The 16,287-nt window shown below is 64.5% G+C and carries 12 protein-coding genes; 10 read left to right on the forward strand and 2 right to left on the reverse strand.

Annotated elements, in window-relative coordinates:
• Nucleotides 1–14: 14 nt before the first annotated feature.
• The 6 genes from NR126_RS26250 to NR126_RS26275 all read left to right on the forward strand — a co-directional run bounded on the left by NR126_RS26250 (nt 15) and on the right by NR126_RS26275 (nt 8,137).
• Entirely contained in the window at nt 15–1,193 is a 1,179-nt protein-coding gene (locus tag NR126_RS26250) for a lipid-transfer protein (RefSeq protein ID WP_105755282.1), read from the forward strand.
• A gap of 10 nt (nt 1,194–1,203) precedes the next feature.
• Nucleotides 1,204–2,373: an acyl-CoA dehydrogenase family protein gene (locus tag NR126_RS26255; protein ID WP_105755281.1), complete on the forward strand. Its 1,170-nt coding sequence runs from the start codon at nt 1,204–1,206 to the stop codon at nt 2,371–2,373.
• A gap of 68 nt (nt 2,374–2,441) precedes the next feature.
• Nucleotides 2,442–3,647 carry an acyl-CoA dehydrogenase family protein gene (locus NR126_RS26260; RefSeq protein ID WP_256832313.1) on the forward strand — a complete coding sequence of 402 codons (1,206 nt, stop codon included), beginning with the start codon at nt 2,442–2,444 and terminating at the stop codon, nt 3,645–3,647.
• Complete coding sequence (locus tag NR126_RS26265; protein ID WP_256832314.1) at nt 3,644–4,786, forward strand: acyl-CoA dehydrogenase family protein; 1,143 nt, start codon at nt 3,644–3,646, stop codon at nt 4,784–4,786. The genes NR126_RS26260 and NR126_RS26265 overlap by 4 nt, the downstream gene beginning before the upstream one ends.
• A gap of 193 nt (nt 4,787–4,979) precedes the next feature.
• Entirely contained in the window at nt 4,980–6,662 is a 1,683-nt protein-coding gene (locus tag NR126_RS26270) for a class I adenylate-forming enzyme family protein (RefSeq protein WP_256832315.1), read from the forward strand.
• A 92-nt stretch (nt 6,663–6,754) separates the two neighbouring features.
• Nucleotides 6,755–8,137: a DUF1329 domain-containing protein gene (locus tag NR126_RS26275; RefSeq protein WP_256832316.1), complete on the forward strand. Its 1,383-nt coding sequence runs from the start codon at nt 6,755–6,757 to the stop codon at nt 8,135–8,137.
• Nucleotides 8,138–8,430: 293 nt separating this feature from the next.
• Here the strand turns inward: NR126_RS26275 and NR126_RS26280 are convergent, their stop codons facing one another.
• Both NR126_RS26280 and NR126_RS26285 read right to left on the reverse strand, forming a co-directional pair.
• Nucleotides 8,431–8,865, reverse strand: a complete 435-nt coding sequence (locus tag NR126_RS26280; protein ID WP_105755952.1) for a nuclear transport factor 2 family protein — start codon at nt 8,863–8,865, stop codon at nt 8,431–8,433.
• Nucleotides 8,866–8,935: 70 nt separating this feature from the next.
• The gene (locus NR126_RS26285; RefSeq protein ID WP_105755953.1) at nt 8,936–10,264 is read right to left on the reverse strand and encodes an MFS transporter; all 1,329 of its coding nucleotides are present in this window, start codon (nt 10,262–10,264) and stop codon (nt 8,936–8,938) included.
• A gap of 232 nt (nt 10,265–10,496) precedes the next feature.
• Between NR126_RS26285 and NR126_RS26290 the strand changes: the two genes are divergently transcribed.
• The 4 genes from NR126_RS26290 (at nt 10,497) to NR126_RS26305 (ending at nt 16,233) form a co-directional block, all read left to right on the forward strand.
• Nucleotides 10,497–11,570: an alkene reductase gene (locus NR126_RS26290; protein ID WP_256832317.1), complete on the forward strand. Its 1,074-nt coding sequence runs from the start codon at nt 10,497–10,499 to the stop codon at nt 11,568–11,570.
• On the forward strand, nt 11,567–13,420 hold the full coding sequence (locus NR126_RS26295) for a long-chain-acyl-CoA synthetase (RefSeq protein ID WP_256832318.1): 1,854 nt from the start codon (nt 11,567–11,569) through the stop codon (nt 13,418–13,420). The genes NR126_RS26290 and NR126_RS26295 overlap by 4 nt, the downstream gene beginning before the upstream one ends.
• Nucleotides 13,413–14,498 (forward strand): MBL fold metallo-hydrolase, encoded by a 1,086-nt coding sequence (locus NR126_RS26300; protein ID WP_256832319.1) that lies wholly within the window; start codon nt 13,413–13,415, stop codon nt 14,496–14,498. The genes NR126_RS26295 and NR126_RS26300 overlap by 8 nt, the downstream gene beginning before the upstream one ends.
• Before the next feature lie 67 nt (nt 14,499–14,565).
• Nucleotides 14,566–16,233: a DUF1302 domain-containing protein gene (locus tag NR126_RS26305; protein ID WP_371321436.1), complete on the forward strand. Its 1,668-nt coding sequence runs from the start codon at nt 14,566–14,568 to the stop codon at nt 16,231–16,233.
• Nucleotides 16,234–16,287: the final 54 nt, after the last annotated feature.

Below are 16,287 nucleotides of genomic sequence, written 5' to 3' on the forward strand. Positions count from 1 at the left end.
CCGGAGACACACAGATGACTGATTCATCGATTTCCGGGCGTGCCGCGATCGTTGGTCTGGGCGCGACCGAATTTTCCAAGAACTCCGGGCGCACCGAATTGCGCCTGGCCATGGAGGCCACCTTGAGCGCGCTCAAGGACGCCGGCATCGACCCGAGTGAGGTCGAGGGCTTCAGTTCCTATTCGGTGGACAAGGTCCCGGAATACGAAATCGCCCGGCTGCTGGGGTGCAAGGACGTCAAGTTTTTCTCCCAGGTGCCCCATGGCGGCGGCGCGGCTTGCGGGCCGGTGATGCACGCGGCGATGGCGGTGGCGACCGGCGTGGCCAAGGTGGTGGTGGTCTATAGGGCGATGAACGAACGTTCCTGGTATCGCTTCGGCACCGGCAGCTACGGTTTTGCCTCGACGCCGACCTTCGACAACGTCAACTACGGCTGGTACATGCCCCACGGCTTCCACACGCCGGCGGCCTGGGTCGGGATGTTCGCCCAGCGCTACATGCACACCTATGGCGCCACCAGCGAAGACTTCGGCCGGGTCGCGGTGGCGGCGCGGGATTTCGCCGCGACCAACCCCCAAGCGTTCTTCCACGGCAAGCCGATCACCCTTGAAGAACACCAGGCCTCGCGCTGGATCTGCGAGCCGTTGCACCTGCTAGATTGCTGCCAGGAGTCCGACGGTGCGGTGGCCATGGTCATCACCTCGGCCGAGCGCGCCCGTGACCTGCGACAAAAGCCGGTGACCATCAAGGCCGGCTCCCAGGGCATCAGCCATGGCCAGCAGAGCATGACCTCGTTCTACCGCGAAGACATTACCGGGCTGCCGGAAATGGGCGTGGTTGCCCGGGAGCTGTATCGCCAGTCGGGTCTGGGGCCGGAGGCGTTCCAGACCGCAGTGATCTACGACCACTTCACCCCGTTCGTACTGCCGCAGCTGGAAGAGTTCGGTTTCGTCAAACGTGGCGAGGCCAAGGAGTTCATCCGTGCCGGGCACCACGCTCGCGGCGGCAAGTTGCCGATCAACACCCACGGCGGGCAACTGGGCGAGGCCTATATCCACGGCATGAACGGCATCGCCGAAGCGGTGCGCCAGGTGCGTGGCACGGCGGTCAACCAGGTGGCGGATGTGCAGAACGTGCTGGTCACCGCCGGTACCGGCGTGCCCACCAGCGGCCTGATTCTCGGCGCAGCCTAAGGAGCAGCAGATGTTCGTCGACCTCACTCCCGAACAACACGCCCTGCGCCATAAGGTGCGGGACTATTTCCAGGCCCTGATGACCCCGGACATGCGCGACCAGCTGCGCGGCAAGGAAGGCGGCGAGCTGTTCCGCCAGACGATCCGGCAGATGGGTCGCGATGGCTGGCTGGCGGTGGGCTGGCCCAAGGCCCATGGCGGCCAGGGCTTCGCCGCCACCGAGCAGTTGATCTTCTTCGAAGAAGCGAACATCGCCGGCGCGCCGCTGCCGTTCGTCACCATCAGCACCGTCGGCCCGGCCTTGATGACCCATGGCAGCGCGTTGCAGAAAGAACGCTTCCTGCCAGGCATTGCCGCCGGTGAAATCATGTTCGCCATCGGCTACTCGGAACCGGGTGCCGGCAGTGACCTCGCGGTGCTGAAAACCAGCGCCCGCCAGGACGCCGACGGCTTTGTGGTCAACGGCAACAAGCTGTGGACCTCGGGTGCCGAATCCGCCGACTTCATCTGGCTGGCGGCCCGTACCGACCCCGAGCAGGCGCGGCACAAAGGCATTTCCCTGCTGATCGTCGACACCACCACGCCGGGCTTCTCCCACACGCTGATCCCGACCACCAGCATTCCGACCACGGCCACTTACTACGACAACGTGCGGGTGCCCAACGAGATGCTGGTGGGCGAGCTGCACGGCGGCTGGAAGCTGATCACCTCGCAACTGAACCACGAGCGCCTCGGCCTGGGCACCTGGTCGGACAAGGTGGTGGCGCTGTTTCGTCGGGTCTACCTGTGGGCGCGGGCCTGCGACGAACAAGGGCGGAGGGCGATGGACAAGGCCTGGGTACGCAGTTCCCTGGCCGAGTGTTACGCGCGGCTGGAGGCAATGCGCCTGATCAATATGCGCATCGCCGCCGACCTTGAACACGAGCGCATGGACGTGGCCCTGAGTTCGACCACCAAGGTGTTCGGCTCGGAATCGGCCATCGAGATCCTGCGCAAGCTGGCGGCCATCGTCGGCGCCAATGGTTCGATGCGCAGCGGCTCGGCGGCGACCCTGCTGCAGGGCGAGCTGGAGTACGAGCTGCGCAGTTCGGTGACCCTGACCTTTGGCGGCGGCACCAATGAAATCCAGCGCGAGCTGATTGCCCAGTTCGGTCTCGGCATGCCACGGGCGCAGCGCTGACGCTGGTCCCAACCCAACAAAAAGAACCGTACTCGCCCTGCATCCGGGGCGAGTCGAAGGGGACATTCATGAGCACTATCGAGCAATTCCGGCACGACACCCGTGCCTGGCTGGAGGCCAACTGTCCGCAGTCGATGCGCACCGCGATGGCCGAAGGCGATGTGGTGTGGGGCAGCCAGAATCCGGAGTTTCCCAGCGCAGACGCGCAGCTGTGGTTCGAGCGCATGCGCGATAAGCGCTGGTTCTGCCCCGAGTGGCCAGAGGAGTACGGCGGCGCCGGCCTGAGCGAAGACCAACTGGCGGTGCTGGAAAGCGAGATGCGCCGGATCAAGTGCCGGCCACCGCAGATCAACCTCGGCATCTGGATGCTCGGCCCGGTGTTGCTGGCCTACGGCAGCGAACAACAGAAGCGCGACCTGCTGCCGCCTATCGCCCGTGGCGTAGTGCGTTGGTGCCAGGGTTTCTCCGAGCCGAACGCCGGCTCCGACCTGGCCAGCCTGAAAATGGCCGCCCGTGATGGCGGCGATCATTTCGTCGTGGACGGCAGCAAGATCTGGACCTCGTACGGCGACAAGTCCGACTGGATGTACGCCCTGGTGCGCACCGATTTCAGCGCGCCGAAACACGAAGGCATCAGCCTGATTGTGCTGGACATGCGCAGCCCCGGCGTCAAGCCGCAGCCGATTGATTTGATCAGCGGCAAATCGGCGTTCTGCCAGGTGTTCTTCGACGCCGTGAAAGTGCCCAAGAGTCAGTTGATCGGCCCGTTGAACGGCGGCTGGAACCTGGCCAAGTACCTGCTGCAACACGAGCGCAAGGCGATGTCGAAGTTCGGCGAATTCAGCCTGCCGTCCCACGTCGACCTGCTGGGCCTGATGCGCGAGTACGTACCCGCACCACAGAGCCAAAGCGAGCACGCCTTGCACGCTCGGGCCACCGCCTGCGCGATGAACGAGCAGGCCTACAACCTCACCGTGCAGCGCATGGGCGAGGAGGGGCGGGCCGGTGAAGACGTCAGTGGCCTGATGTCGATCATGAAGCTGGTGCACACCGAGCAGGAGCGCGACAAGTTCGAAGTGCTGCTTGATGCCATGGGCGGCGTGGCGTTCGGCTGGCACAGCGAGGCGTTCAGCGAACAGCAGTTGGCGGTGACCCGCTCCTGGTTGAACAGCTACGCGCTGACCATTTCCGGCGGCGCCTCGGAGATCCAGTTGAACGTTATCGCCAAGCGCGTGCTGGGCTTGCCCGACGCGAAGAAAGGAGCCAATCAATGAGCCTGCGTTATAGCGATGAACAGCGTTTGCTGGCCGACAGTGCCGGGGATTTTCTCGCTGCCCGTAGCCCGGTCACGGCCCAGCGTCGACTGCGTGATGAGGCCGCGCCTTTGGGCTTCGACCCGCAGCTGTGGCGCGACGCAGTGGAGCTGGGCTGGAGCGCGATTGCCTTCCCGGAAGCCTTCGGCGGCCTGGACTTCGGTTGCAAGGGCTTGGGGCCGATCTTCGAGGCCATGGGCCGCAACCTGTCACCCATGCCGTTGCTGTCCAGCGTGGTCCTCGGCGGCTCGCTGGTGCACCTGGCAGGCAACGCGCAACAACAGACTCATTGGCTGCAGGCGCTGATCAGTGGCGAACAACGCCTGGCCCTGGCCGTCGACGAACAGTCGCGCCACGAACCACGGCGAATCGCCCTGCAGGCCGTGGTCGAGGGCTCGGGGTATCGCTTGCAGGGGGACAAGGTGGCGGTGGTCGATGGTCTTGGCGCCGATGCCTATGTGGTGGCGGCGCGCACGTCCGGGCAACTGGGCGATACCCAGGGCATCAGCCTGTTCCTGCTGCCGGGGGATGCGCCGGGCCTGAACGTCAGCGCGGTGTCGTTGATCGATTCGCGCAATGTCGCACGCCTGCAACTGGATCAGGTGCAGCTCGGCAGTGAGGCCTTGCTGGGCGAGCTGGGGCAGGGCTGGTCGGTGCTCGAAACGGCATTGGACCGTGGTCGTGTGTGTCTCGCGGCGGAGTTGCTGGGAATGGCCGAGCAGTTGTTCGCCACTACCCTGGAATACCTCAAGACCCGCGAGCAGTTCGAGACCCGCCTGGGCAGTTTCCAGGTCCTGCAGCATCGCGCCGCGCAGATGTACGTCGACCTGGCATTGAGCCGCAGCGCGCTGATGGCGGCGCTGGCGAGCCTGGATGACAGCGGTGTTGATGCCCGTAGCCGTGCGCGCCTGGTCAGCCTGGCGAAATGGAAAACCGGCGACACCGCGATCAAGGTCGCCAACGAAGCGGTGCAGATGCACGGCGGGATCGGCGTCACCGATGAACTGGATGTCGGCCTGTACCTCAAGCATGTGCGTGTTGCGCAGGCGTGCCTGGGGGATCGGGATTTTCATTGTGAGCGGTATGCGGCCAATACCTGAGCCCCGGCATTGAGCACCACCCAAATCCCTTGTGGGAGCTAGCCCGCTAGCGATGGCGGAGTCTCAGGCCATGCAGAGGGTGGATGTGCCGGCCTCATCGCTAGCAGGCGAGCTCCACAGGGGTCGCTGGGGCATTCGGCAGTTGAGTAGACCCAATCCCACAGACCCTTCAGCTGTTCTGGAGACAACAACAATGAACATAGAACCCTGGCAAACCGCCTGGCGGCAATTGATTGCCCCCGGTGCGCCATTCGAGGTGGTGACCCCCGATGACGGCGCGCCACGCTACTTCCGGCATGCCGCGCAGAACCTGCTGCAGGTGCTCGATGCCGGGCGGGTTCACGGTGACCGTGAATTCCTGGTCTGGCAGACCCAACGCCTGACCTTCAAGCAATACTTCGATCAGGCCGACCGCCTGGCCGGGCAGATGATTGCGCAGTTCGCCATTCAACCTGGCGAACGCGTGGCAATTGCCATGCGTAACCAGCCGGCGTGGCTGGTGGCGTTCGCCGCGATCCAGCGCTGTGGCGCGGTCGCTGTCCCGCTCAACAGCTGGGGCCTGCGCGACGAGTTGCAATACGCCCTGCAGGACAGCGGCTCGCGCCTGCTGCTGTGCGACCAGACGCGCCTCGACACACTGCGCAGCGACCTCGACCGCGAACAGCGCGCGACCATTGTGGTCGGCGCCACGCAAGGCCCGTTGCCGGAATATTGCCGGCGTTATGAAGCACTGATCAGTGCCCCGGCACAACCACTGCCCAGCCTGCTGATCGATCCTGATTCGGCCGCATTGATCCTCTACACCTCCGGCACCACCAGCCGTGCCAAGGGCGCCGTGTCCAGCCATCGGGCGATCTGCCAGGCGCTGTTTGCCCTGGAGTTCCAGGGCGCATTTTGCGCCATGAGTTCCCCGGAACGGATCGGCGTGGTGATCAACAGCGGTTTCGCCCCGACTACCCTGGCCGCGGTCCCGCTGTTTCACGTCAGCGGCCTGCATGCGCAGTTTCTCTCGGCCCTGCGCGGCGGCCGGCGTTTGCTGCTGATGTACAAGTGGGACGTGGAACAGGCGCTGGACCTGGTGCGTGACGAGCGTTGCACCCAGTTCAACGGTGCGCCGGTGATGATGCAGCAGTTGCTGGCTTCACCGCGCTTCGGCACCGAGCACACCGCCAGCCTGTTCGGCCTCGGCCTGGGCGGCGGTGCCTCGTCCGCCGGGGTGCTGGACAACATGCTCAAGCTCAAGCCCGACGTGATCGGCGGCGCCGGTTATGGCCTGACCGAAAGCAACGGCATCGGCGCGGCAATCGGTGGCGATCCCTTCGTCTACAAACCGGCCACCGCCGGCTGGGCCTTGCCGATTGTCGATATCCGTATTGGCGATGACCCCCAGCGGCCGCAACCGGCTGGCACCCGCGGGCTGATCTGGCTGCGCTCGCCGACCCTGATGAGCGCCTACTGGAACTTGCCCGAGGCCAGCGCGCAAACCCTGCGTGATGGCTGGCTCGACACCGGCGATATCGGTTATCTCGACGACGAAGGCTTCCTCAGCATCACCGGGCGGGTCAAGGAGTTGATCAATCGCGGTGGCGAGAAGATCTCCGCGGCGGAAATCGAGACCTGCATCCTCGACATGAACGGCGTGCTCGAAGCAGCGGCCTTCGCCATGGCTGATCCGTTGCTCGGTGAGGTGGTGGGGTTGGCGGTGCATGGCCAGTCAGGCTCGCTGCCCCATGAAGAACAGATCCGCGCTTTCATCGCCACGCGCCTGGCCGCCTACAAGGTGCCGGCCCAGGTCTATCGCTCCCTCGAACCCTTGCCACGCAACGCCACCGGCAAGGTGCTCAAGGCACAACTGCAGGAAAAATTGGGCGTATGACGCCTGCTTAGTCTTTCCGGACGATGTTGGGGCCGGCAGAAGGCGAACAATGGCTGCATCCCACACAGCCTTATCAGCGAAGGAGGCAATACATGAAAATAACAAGAACAGGTCTCATGCTCGCGGTCGCCGTCACAGCCAATACCGGGCTGCTGAGCGTCGCGCACGCCGAGGTATCCCCCCAGGAAGCCGCCAAGCTGGGCAAGGAACTGACCTGCGTCGGCGCCGAGCAGGCGGGCAACGCGGCAGGCACCATCCCGCCCTACACCGGCAAGTACCTGGGCGAGGTGCCGGGCTGGAACCATGTGAAGTATTCCGGCGACCAACCAGTGGATCCCTATGCGGCGGAGAAGCCGATCCTGGTGATCACCGCGCAGAACATGGGCCAGTACGAGTCGCACCTGACCGAGGGCCAGAAAGCGCTGCTGAAGAAATACCCGACCACTTACAAGATGAACATCTACCCCGGTCACCGGGATTTCCGTTATCCCGACTACGTCTGCCAGCGCGCGATGAAAAACGCGCTGAACGCCAAGCTGGTGAATGAGGGTGCGGGCTTTGAGGGCCTGGGCCAGGTGCCGTTCCCGATTCCGAAGAACGGCATGGAGCTGCTGTGGAACCACCAGTTGCCGGCGCGTGCCTACACCGAGGAAAAAACCACCGACCTGGCGTCGGTCCTGCCCAACGGCAGCATCGGTTGGGGTCGTGCTTATGCGCGTAACCTGTCGCAGGCCAACTCGCCAACGGTCGAGCCCGCGACTGAGGGTAAGATCCAGGCGATGAGCAACAACATGACCCTCAAACCGGCGCGCGACAACGGCACGCTGAGCATTGCCCACGAGCCCTATAACTTCGTCACCGAATCGCGCCAGGCCTGGTCCTACAGCCCCTCGACCCGGCGTGTGCGGCAGTTGCCGGGCTACGGCTACGACCAACCGATGATCGGCACCAACGGCACCATGACCGTCGACGAGGACCGCCTGTTCAATGGCTCGCCAGAGCGTTTCAGCTGGAAGCTGATCGGCAAGCGTGAGATCTACACCCCGGCCAACGCCTTCAAGCCCAACTCAGGCACCCTCAAGTACGCCGACATCCTTACGCCCAACCATCCCAATCCGGATGTGATGCGCTACGAGCTTCGGCGCGTCTGGGTACTGGAGGCGACCTTGAAAGAGGGCTTTCGTCACGTCTATGGCAAGCGCGTGCTGTTCATTGATGAGGACACCTGGAACGCAGTCATGGCCGATAACTACGATGCCCGTGGGCAGCTGTGGAAACACGCCATGGTCAACTACTACTACCACCCTGACATGAGCGGCTGGCAGGCCGGCTCGCAGTTCTTCATGGACCTGAACTCCGGGCAGTACACCGGCTACGGCATGTCCAACGAAGCGAAAAAAGGCCCGATACTCAACGAAGGCAAGTTCACTCCGGACCAGTACACCGCCGACGCGGCGCGGGCGATCGGTCGCTAATCGCAAACCGCAGTGATAAAGGCCTCGCCGGGTAACTGGCGAGGCCTTTTTTTGTCGTATGCACAACTCCTTTAGGAGCCAGCTTGCTGGCGAAAAACGTTAACGATAACGCGGATTGTCTGGATGTACGCGATGGCGGTGTGTCAGGCGACACACATGCCGGATTTGCCGGCGCCATCCCGAGCAGGCTCGGTCCCACAGAGGGCGTGGTGACCGCCGATCTTGCGACCAGCCACAAAACCCCGTGGGCGCTGGCTTGTCGGACCGGTCCCACAGTTGAACGCCATCCAGGTTTACCCTGCCAGATGCCCGCTCAAATCCCCGCTCATTTCCAGGTATGAATAATCACGGAAACTGAAACGCCAGATCCCGTCCACGCACTGGAACTCATCCACATACCTTCCGGCCGCAATGATCTGCAGCGGCAGGCTGTCAGTGGCCTGCAGCACCGTGTACGACGAGCGCACCGTCGCCGTCTGCGAAGCCTGGTCAATCTCGATGATCGGGTTGCTGATGAGGTGCTTGCTACGTGGCGTGCCGCAGGGGTACAGCTTCAGGCGCTGTTGCCAAATGCCCAGCAGGGCCTGGTGGTCGATAAACCCGTCATGGTTGTGCAGCTTGATCCGCGCATGGCGGAACAACTCGGCTGCGGCGACCAGTTGGCCGCTGTCCAGGTAGTCGGCATAGCGGTACAGCAGATTGCACAGCTCAATGGCGTTGTTGTTCATGAAATCACCTCATAAAAAAGCCGCTGCGACCCGGGCAGGTGGCAGCGGCGTGATGGCCTGAAAAGACCGATCAGGCAGTGACGCTGGCGTGCGCGCTGACCGCCGCCGCAGGCTGCTTGATCTGCTGCCGATAACGCGGCAGCGCCAGGGCCAGAAACACGCTGGCCAGCACCAGCATCGACACCGAGGCCGCCAGGGCATAGCGCAGGGATTCACTGCCCAGGGTCGGAACGAAGAAGTCGCTGAGCATGCCGACGAACAGCGGGCCGACGCCGACGCCGAGCAAGGTCATGGCCATCACGAAAATCGCCGTGGCCTGGGCCAGGCGGGTCGCCGGGAACAGGTGGGTGATCGCGCTCAGGCACGGCGTCGCCCACCACACGCCGAAGAAACCGAAGGCGCTGTAGAACAGAAAGGCTTGCGGTACCGCAGTGCTGCCGATGTAGAACGCCGTGCCCTGGGGCCAGAGGAAGTAGGCGAGGGCGAACGGAATGCTGATCAGCGTGCCCAGCAGCGGTACGCCGATCTGCCAGCCGGCATCGCGGCGTGCCATGCGGTCGGTGAGTACGCCGCAGACCAGGGTGCCGATGGTCGAGCCGGTGCCGCCGACCACCCCCACGAGAAAACCGGCCTGTTGCAGATTGAGGCCGTGGGAGCGGATCAAAAAGCTCGGGCTCCAGGTGCCGATGGCGTAGCCGGCAATCGCCGCCGCGCCGCCGGTGAGCACCAGCCAGACGAAGGAGGGCATGCGAAACAGCTCGACCAGAGTCGCCAGCCAGCCGTCCTCGGCCGCCACCGTGTTGCTCACCGGCATTACCCGCTTGGGCGCACGTACGGTCAGCAACAGCAGCAAGCCGAGGAAAATCCCCGGCGCACCGATCAGCAAAAAGGCGTAGCGCCAACCGTGGTGCTGGGCAATCCAGCCACCGAGGCCGAGGCCGACGATCGCCCCCAGGCTGGAACCGAGCATCAGGAACGCCAACGCCGTGGAGCGGCGGTTGGCCGGGTACAGGTCCGAGACCATCGCCACCGACGGCGCCGTGCCGCCGGCCTCGCCAACCGCCACGCCGATGCGCGCCAACAGCAGGGTCATGAAGTTGCCGGCCATGCCGCAGAGCATGGTCATCAGGCTCCAGGCAATGCAGCTGAAGGCGATCACCGGCTTGCGCCCGACCCGATCCGACAGGCGTCCCAGCGGGAAGCCGAACACGGTATAGAACACCGCGAATGTCACCCCCGACAGCAGGCCGATGCCGGTGTCGGAAATGCCGAACTCCAGCTTCACCGGCTCGATCAGGATCGCCATCAACTGGCGGTCGATGTAATTGAACACATAGATGCTGGCGAGCACGAACAACGCGTAGTGCGTGCGCCATGTCACGGGGGGGGATTGGTTCACTGCGGGTGCTCCGGTTCTTGTTCTGGTGGTCGCGATGCTCGGTCGCCTGCGGTTTATTTTCATCGTCCATTCAGACCATTTCCTGCCGGTGGGGCCAACCGTTCGACACCATAGCCGACCTAGTCTTGTCGGACGATGTTTCGCTCCAGCCCAGCGTCAATCATTGCGCTCATCTTCGCTGGCGTGGCGAGTCCACGACAGCCTGCAAACAATAAGAAGCTGAGGAATTGCAATGAGCGTCTTGTTCGAGCCGGTCACCCTGGGTGAGCTGCAACTGGCCAACCGCATTGTCATGGCGCCCATGACCCGCAGCCGGGCCCTGGCCGATGCCGTCCCCGGCAGCGACATGGTCGAGTACTACCGCCAGCGGGCCAGCGCCGGGTTGATCGTCGCCGAAGGCACGGCGCCGTCCGCCAGTGGCCTGGGCTACTGCCGCACGCCGGCGATCTACAGTGTCGAACAGATGGCCGGCTGGCAACGGGTAACCGACGCGGTGCACGCCGAGGGCGGGAGCATTGTCCTGCAACTGATGCACGTCGGCCGCGCCGCCAGCCGCCACAACAAACCCCAAGGTGCGGCCACTGTGGCGCCATCGGCACTGCGCGCACGGACCCAGGTGTTCAGCGACAGCCACGGCCTGGTGGACACCGACGAGCCCGAAGCCCTGACGCTGTACGCCATCAATCAGGTCATCAACGATTACCGCCAGGCCGCACTGAATGCGCGCCAGGCCGGTTTCGACGGGGTCGAACTGCACTGCACCAGTGGCTACCTGCCGATGCAGTTCATGGCCTCGGGCAGCAATCAGCGCAACGATGAATATGGCGGCGATGCCCACAGCCGGGTGCGTTTTGCCAAGGACGTGATCGAGGCCATGGCCAACGCCATCGGCGCCGGTCGCGTGGGGTTTCGCCAGTGCCCAGGCAACCCCTACAACGACATCGATGACCAGGACCCGGCCGCCACCGCCGCCGCCCTCTGCCAGGCGGTGGCGCACTTGCCTCTGGCCTACCTGCACATCATGCGCTCGCCGCTGGAAGGCCTGGATGCCTTTGCTTTGGCACGCCAGCACAGCCCGCATCAACTGATTCTGAATGACGGTTTCGACGGTCCTTCGGCCAGCGCCGCCCTCGCGTCGGGCGAGGGGGCTGCCGTGTCGTTCGGTCGTCATTTTATTGCCAACCCGGACCTGGTGGAACGTCTGCGTCGTGGCCTGGAACTGAGCCGTTTCGATCGCAAGACCCTGTACACCCCGGGCGCCGCCGGCTACTCGGACTACCCCGTCAGCCAGGAGCGTGCGCGATGAACCAGCAGCAATTACCCAGCGGTCTGGTGAGTCACCCGGTGCCACGTGAGCAGACCCAGGCCTTGCTCGACCAACGTTCGGCCGCTGCCGGGCTGATCAAGCCCCGCGACCTCTACACCCTGGCCGATCGCCTCGAGCAACAGGCCCTGGAGCAGGGCGAGCGGCCCTTGCTGATCTACGGCGAACAGATCCTGAGCTACGCCGAGGTCGATGCGCGGGCCAACCAGATGGCCCACACCTTCTACGCCAACGGCCTGCGCGCCGGCGATGTCTGCGCCCTGGCCATGGAGAACCGCCCGGCGTTTTTCTGCAGCTGGTTCGGCCTGGTCAAGCTCGGGGTGGTGGTGGCGTTCATCAACACCCAGGTCAGCGGCAAGCCGTTGCTGCATGCACTGCAGACCACCGAGGCCAAGGCCTTGCTGGTGGGCGAGGAATGCCTGGCCAATATCCAGGCCACCGAAGGCATGCCGGAGCTGCCGTGCTGGTTGATCCGCGATGCCGAGAATCCCTGGAGCGGCGCCTTGCCCAAAGGCGTCGACGGGCATTTCGACACGCGTCTCGCGCAAGCCCCGCGCAGCGCATTCCCACGCGATATTCGAGCGCACATCGAAGCGCAGACGCCGACCCTGCTGATTTTTACCTCTGGCACCACCGGCCTGCCCAAGGCTGCGCGCTACAGCCACATGCGCTGGATGTCCTCGGGCGACGTCATGCACGTCACCCTCAACGTCACCCGGGACGACGTGTTCTATTGCTGCCTGCCGCTGTATCACGGCGCCGCCGCCACCTCGGTGACCTCTACCGCCCTGCGCGCCGGCGCGGCGATTGTGGTGCGCCGCAAGTTCAGCGTGCGTGAATTCTGGATCGACGTAGCGCGCTATCGCATCAGCATCTTCCAGTACATCGGCGAGATTTGCCGCTACCTGCTCAACCAGCCGGTTCGCGACGGTGAGCGCGAGCACAGCCTGCGCTGCATGCTCGGCGCCGGGCTCGCGCCGGACACCTGGCAGCGCTGGCTGGAGCGCTTTGGGCCGATCCAGGTATTCGAAGGCTGGGGCGCCACCGAAGCGAATGCTGCGGTGATCAACGTCGACAACTACTTCGGTTCCTGCGGACGGGTGCCGGACTGGAACAAGACCAACCTGCGCCTGGTGCGCTACGACGTCGAGAACGACTGCCACCCACGGGACGAGCACGGCTTCTACCAGGTCTGCAAGGTCGGCGAGGTCGGCGAAGCCATGGGCTTTATCGTTGATCATCCGGAGATCGGTGGCGGGCGTTTCGAGGGTTACACCTCCAGCGAAGCCACTGAAAGCAAGATCCGCCGCAACGTGTTCCGCGACGGTGATGCCTACTGGAGCTCGGGCGATCTGCTGCGCGAGGACGCCGAGGGCTATTGCTATTTCGTCGACCGCATCGGCGACACCTACCGCTGGAAAAGCGAGAACGTCTCGACCCAGGAAGTCGCCGACGGCCTCGGCGATCTGTCGGGTCTGGAGCTGATCAACGTCTATGGCGTGCAGGTGCCGGGCCAGGAAGGGCGTGCCGGCATGGCCGCGGTGCTGATGCAGGCCGGCTGTGATTTCGATCCGGCGGCGCTGTTCGAGCTGGCCGATGCACGCCTGCCGCGTTATGCCGCGCCGGTGTTCGTGCGGGTCACCCAGGCCGCCGACCTGACTGCCAGCTTCAAGCTGCGCAAGGTCGATCTGCAACGCCAGGGGTACTGCCCGCGGCGTTGTACCGATCCACTGTTCATCCGCGACGAGGCCGCGCGCAGCTACGTGCCTTATTCGCCAGAAGCCTTGGCCCGCGCCGGCCTCGCGCCCTTCGCGGTGACCGGCAATGACTGAACTCGACGCCAACGGCCATGAACTGCGCGACGGCCTGCGCTATCCCTGGGTGCAGCCGCCGGAGTCCGGCCAGGCACGTGAGGTGGCACCCGGCGTGTGGTGGTTGCGCATGCCGCTGCCGTTTCGCCTCGATCACATCAACCTCTACCTCTTGCGCCATGGCGACGGCTGGGTAGCGGTGGACACCGGGATGAACACCGAGCAGAGCCGCGAGGTCTGGGACCGGGTGCTGAGCGAAGTCTGTGGCGGCCTGCCGCTGCGGGCGGTGGTCTGCACCCACTTTCATTCCGACCATGCCGGCGTCGCCGCCTGGCTCAGTGAGCGTTTCCAGTGCCCGGTGTACATGACCGTCAACGAGTTCCAGTCGCTGCACGTGCGCTTTCCCGCCGATCAGGCGCCGGGCTGGGACTTCCTCGATTTCTACCGCAAGGCCGGGGTCAGCGACGCGCAGAGCCGCGAGATGTTCGCGGTGATGAGTAACGCGCATTTCCTGCCAGCGCCGCTCAACCATTTCCGTCGCCTGCAAGAGGGCAGCCTGCTGCAGATCGGTGGCCGCACCTGGCAGGTGGTGATCGGTCGTGGTCATTCGCCGGAGCATGCCTGCCTGTATGCCGCCGACGACGGCTTGCTGATTTCCGGCGACCAGGTGCTGCCGCGCATTACCTCGACCGTCGGCGTGCACGCCACCGAGCCCCTGGCCGACCCGCTGCGCGACTGGCTGCAGTCGATCGAGCACCTGCGCAGTCTGCCCGACAGCGTGCTGGTACTGCCGGCCCACGAACGTCCGTTTTTCAATCTGCATCAGCGCCTGGATCAACTGGAGGCCCATCACCAGGGCCACCTGGCGCAGATGCTGGCCAGCTGTGCCGAGCCGCGCACCGTGCTCGAGCTGATGGCCGTGTTGTTTCCCAGGCTGTCAGGGCGTTTCGACGAACTGATGGCCCTTGGCGAAACGTTGGCCCACGCCAACTACCTGGTGGCCGAAGGGTCGCTGCAGCGGGAAGAGGACCGGGGGCTTTATCGCTACCGGTGCGCGGTAAAGGGAGCGCGCAAGGCTTCTGCGCTCAAGGTGTTTTGAGCCGGTTGCACGGCGCCCGTGTTGAACAGTCCAGGCAGCCACCCGGCTGCCGTTGAGGAGAGTCAGTGTGATCAACAACAACAAAAATAACTCCAGGGTCATGGCTTCGAGCGTGTTTCAGGTCAGCAGTCTGGCGGCGGCCATGGCGCTGGTGTCGAGCCCGGCCTGGGCCGGCGATACGATCGAATTCGACAACGGCCTGACCATGGACTGGGCAGTGACCACCAGCTACGGCATCGGCGTGCGCACGGCCGACCAGAGTCGTCGACTGCTGTCGGTCAACGCCGACGATGGCAACCGCAACTTCGACCAGGGCGGCCTCACCACCAACCGTGTCGGCGCCCTCGGCGAACTGATCCTGCGCAAGGACAACTACGGCGCCGTGGTGCGTGGCAGTACCTTTTACGACGACGTCTACCACCAGGAAAACGACAACGACTCGCCATCGACAGTGAACAAGACCGGGCGCAACGACGAGTTCACCAGCGACACCCGTTACTACAGCGGCGGCCGTACCCGTCTGCTCGATGCCTATGTGTTCAGCGGCTGGCGTTTCGACAACGACACCATGCTCGACGTCAAGGCCGGGCGGCATATCGAATCCTGGGGCGAGAGCCTGTACTACCCGGGCGTCAACGGCGTGCAAAACCCTTCCGACGCGGTCAAGGCTGCGCAGCCCGGGGTCGAGGTCAAGGAAGTGCTGCTGCCGGTGGGCCAGTTCTCCGGCTCGTTCCGCCTCAATCCGCAACTGACCTTCGGCGCCTACGTCCAGTACGAATGGAAGGGCACCGAGCTGCCGCCAGTGGGAAGCTACCTGTCGAGCAGTGACGTGGTCGGTCCGGGCCGCGAGTTCATCTACGCCAACGGCCAGAAAATCGCCTATCGCGGCACCGACGATCCAAGCGACAGCGGCCAGTGGGGCGTGCAGGTGCGCTATCGCCCGGTGCAGGCTCTCGAGCTGTCGCTGTTCCACATCAACTATCACGACAAGAACCCGGCCACTGCGCTGGTCGGCTATAACCCGCTGCCGGTCGGTGGCGGCCTGCTGGCCATGGCGTCCAACGGTTATCGGATCAAGTACTTCGAAGACATCAAGCTGACCGGTATCAGCGCCTCGACCAAGCTCGGTGACGTGCAGATCGGCGGCGAATGGTCGTACCGCGACGGCGTGCCGGTGATGGTCAATACCGGCCTCGGTGCGGTGCCGGCCAAGGGCAAGGGCCAGCAGATGCAGCTGTCGGCGATGCGCATCCTCGGCGATCGGCCGTGGGCCAGCCAGACCACCCTGACCGCCGAAGTCATTCGCACGCAAGTCGACAGTGTCGAGGCGACCTCGGCGGCGCCGAACCTGCAGGGCCTGAACCTGCTGCCTTCGGTGGCCGGCCTGGTGGCGCCTTCCGATGACTACACCTTCAGCACCCCCAGTGGCTGGAAGACCAAATCCTCCAGTGCCTACACCGTCGGCGCCTCGTTCAGCTATCCGGGCGTGGCCCAAGGCTGGGACCTGGAAGTGCCGTTCAGTTTCTCCAACGTGTTCAGCGGTGCCACGCCCATGGGCGGCAGCATCGCCGGGGTCGCCGGCGACCGTCGCCTGAGCGCCGGGACCACCTTCAAGTACCTGGGCAACCTGGAGCTCGGCCTGAAGTACATCGCCTACCTCGGCGAACCGGACCCGATCAAGCGTCCCTTCGCCGACCGCGACTACGCCACCTTTTCGGCGAAATACAGCTTCTGATCGACCCTCGGCCCGTGCTGCGTTGACGGGCCTTCCAATTATCTTGTCATTGCC

Origin of the sequence: Pseudomonas sp. Pse1 (genome assembly GCF_024519635.1) — a bacterium.
Taxonomy (GTDB): Bacteria; Pseudomonadota; Gammaproteobacteria; order Pseudomonadales; family Pseudomonadaceae; genus Aquipseudomonas.

Coding starts and splice junctions, on each gene's coding strand:
- NR126_RS26250 (WP_105755282.1), top strand. CDS start 15: ATGACTGATTCATCGATTTCCGGGCGTGCCGCGATCGTTGGTCTGGGC.
- NR126_RS26255 (WP_105755281.1), top strand. CDS start 1,204: ATGTTCGTCGACCTCACTCCCGAACAACACGCCCTGCGCCATAAGGTG.
- NR126_RS26260 (WP_256832313.1), top strand. CDS start 2,442: ATGAGCACTATCGAGCAATTCCGGCACGACACCCGTGCCTGGCTGGAG.
- NR126_RS26265 (WP_256832314.1), top strand. CDS start 3,644: ATGAGCCTGCGTTATAGCGATGAACAGCGTTTGCTGGCCGACAGTGCC.
- NR126_RS26270 (WP_256832315.1), top strand. CDS start 4,980: ATGAACATAGAACCCTGGCAAACCGCCTGGCGGCAATTGATTGCCCCC.
- NR126_RS26275 (WP_256832316.1), top strand. CDS start 6,755: ATGAAAATAACAAGAACAGGTCTCATGCTCGCGGTCGCCGTCACAGCC.
- NR126_RS26280 (WP_105755952.1), bottom strand. CDS start 8,865: ATGAACAACAACGCCATTGAGCTGTGCAATCTGCTGTACCGCTATGCC.
- NR126_RS26290 (WP_256832317.1), top strand. CDS start 10,497: ATGAGCGTCTTGTTCGAGCCGGTCACCCTGGGTGAGCTGCAACTGGCC.
- NR126_RS26295 (WP_256832318.1), top strand. CDS start 11,567: ATGAACCAGCAGCAATTACCCAGCGGTCTGGTGAGTCACCCGGTGCCA.
- NR126_RS26300 (WP_256832319.1), top strand. CDS start 13,413: ATGACTGAACTCGACGCCAACGGCCATGAACTGCGCGACGGCCTGCGC.